Here is a 2,047-nt window from a genome sequence, read left to right as displayed (position 1 = left end):
CAGGAAGTATCGGTTGCCATTCAGTGTGGTGATGAGTCGTTCTATGCCCGTGCCAGAAAAACAACTGACAGCGGATTTGAGGCGTTTCTTGGCGCGGAAACCACAGACGTAGGTGAATCAGAAGATAATGATGATTCCGCTTTTGAACTGCTCTGTAAAATTCGCACTGGAGAAACACTGACGACAAAAGAAGTTGTTGTTAATGAGAAGAAAACAACACCGCCGCCGTTATTCACCGAAGCCTCCTTGCTTGCTGCGCTTGTTCGTGTCGCGGATTTTGTCACTGATCCAACGATTAAAAATTGTTGAAGGATAAGGATAAAGACAAAAAGATGAACATGGCGGTATTGGTACGCCAGCTACCCGCGCTGCCATTCTGGAAACGCTGAAGAAGAGAAGCTATATCACGCTCGAAAAAGGGAAACTTATTCCTACTGATACCGGATATGCGCTTATTGATGCCCTGCCTGGTATAGCGGTTAATCCTGATATGACAGCATTATGGTCTGAAAAGCAGACTGCCATAGAAAATGGCGACCTGACGGTTGAACAGTTTATTAATGAGCTGTACGGTGAACTGACAGGCATGATTTCTGATGTTGACCTGGGCGAGATGAAGATTGAACCCGCTGCGCCAGCAGGGCAGTTTCAACGCCTGGACTCTCCCTGCCCTTCCTGTGGTAAACATATTGTTATCAGGCCGAAAGGTTATTTCTGTGCCGGATGTGAATTTAAAATCTGGAGTGAGTTTTCTGGTAAGAAAATCACCCAGGCACAGGCCGGAAAACTGGTTAAATCAGGGAAAACCGATTTGATTAAGGGATTTAAAAAGAAAAGTGGTGGAACGTATGATACAGTTCTTGTCCTTGAGGATAAGAAAACAGGGAAGCTGGGTTTTCCGGCAAGGGCTAAGAAGTGAAAACAAAGCAGGAATGGCTTTTTCAGTTAAGAAAATGTACATCAAGAGATACTCTTGAAAAAGTTATTGAGATTAATCGTTACAAGCTGCCTTTATCAGAATCAGAGGCATTTTATTCTGCCGCAGATCACCGCCGTGCAGAACTGGTGATGAATAAACTTTATGATAAGGTTCCTTCCGGCGTATGGAAGTACGTCCATTAAACAAGAGGATTAATTATGAGCGAACTGACTAAAGAAGATGAATACGGCATTATCAGCCGGACTATGATGAATATTCGTTCATTGCGTGTGTTTGCCCGTGAGATTGATTTTGAGCAGTTGCTCGAAATGCAGGAAAAGCTCAACGTTGTTATTGAAGAACGTCGTGAAGATGCTGAACGTGAAGCGGCTGAACGAGCAGAGCGTGAACGGAAACGTCAGGAACTGCTTCAGTTAATCGCCGGAGAGGGGTTCTCACCGGAAGAACTGCTTGGTCTGTCTGAAGAAGCACCAAAATCACGTAAAAAAACGTTACCAAAAGCGCCGCCTAAATATCAGTTTGAAGAAAATGGTGAAACGAAATACTGGTCTGGTCGTGGGCGTGCGCCAAAACCGATTGCTGAAGCATTGGCAAGCGGTCGCTCTCTTGATGAGTTTCTCATCGAGAAATGATTCTACAGCCCTCCTTTTTCTCTGGAGGGCGTTATCCTTTAAAATCTCCATCTTCACGGTATTTCCCGATGCGCTCTCGTAAATTCTCGCGTCCAATCCCACCCGAAAAACCTTAGATTTCACGTAGCGCGCTGCCAGTAACTATCTGTGGTTAATAATCCACGTTTAGTGATGCAACAGGAGTTTTGTGTAACGCGCCAGAATAGTGGTGTTAAGGAAACTTCTGTGTTCAGATGAAAACACATCTGCCTTCCGATATTTCATATATTTATAGCCACGCACTATTTATGTGTTTAATTTCAGATAGAGGCACAGAAGGGAAAAAATATCCTTGAGTGCCCCATAATCCAGTTTTCGTTGATAATCCATTGTAATAGATGTTTTCTACACCTTCCGCTATAATATTTGGGCATAATCTTTTTAAATTGTTAATAATTCCCTCAAAACAAGGTTTTTGTATATTTTTCTGAAAAAT

The 2,047-nt window shown here is 43.2% G+C and carries 5 protein-coding genes; 4 read left to right on the top strand and 1 reads right to left on the bottom strand.

Going from position 1 to position 2,047, the window contains the following annotated elements; all coding sequences use genetic code 11:
- From HSP_RS11660 to HSP_RS0106665, 4 genes are all read left to right on the top strand, one after another.
- On the top strand, positions 1-309 hold a 309-nt coding region (locus HSP_RS11660), incomplete at its 5' end, for a DNA topoisomerase (RefSeq protein WP_029495278.1).
- 37 nt (positions 310-346) lie between these two features.
- Entirely contained in the window at positions 347-919 is a 573-nt protein-coding gene (locus HSP_RS11655) for a topoisomerase C-terminal repeat-containing protein (protein WP_425268517.1), read from the top strand.
- On the top strand, positions 916-1,122 hold the full coding sequence (gene hha / locus HSP_RS0106670; RefSeq protein WP_000850859.1) for a hemolysin expression modulator Hha: 207 nt from the start codon (positions 916-918) through the stop codon (positions 1,120-1,122). Before HSP_RS11655 ends, hha begins: the two co-directional genes overlap by 4 nt.
- A gap of 15 nt (positions 1,123-1,137) precedes the next feature.
- On the top strand, positions 1,138-1,572 hold the full coding sequence (locus HSP_RS0106665; RefSeq protein WP_001293129.1) for an H-NS family histone-like protein: 435 nt from the start codon (positions 1,138-1,140) through the stop codon (positions 1,570-1,572).
- A 268-nt stretch (positions 1,573-1,840) separates the two neighbouring features.
- Here the strand turns inward: HSP_RS0106665 and HSP_RS11475 are convergent.
- On the bottom strand, positions 1,841-2,047 hold a 207-nt coding region (locus HSP_RS11475), incomplete at its 5' end, for a hypothetical protein (RefSeq protein ID WP_029495268.1).

The sequence above is a fragment of the Haemophilus sputorum CCUG 13788 genome (genome assembly GCF_000238795.1).
GTDB lineage: Bacteria > Pseudomonadota > Gammaproteobacteria > Enterobacterales > Pasteurellaceae > Haemophilus_A > Haemophilus_A sputorum.
Note: the sequence above shows the minus strand (reverse complement) of the source record. Positions and strands in the feature narration are given on the sequence as shown.

Excerpts from the sequence above, each read along its gene's own strand:
- HSP_RS0106665 (WP_001293129.1), top strand. The coding sequence starts at position 1,138 with ATGAGCGAACTGACTAAAGAAGATGAATACGGCATTATCAGCCGGACT.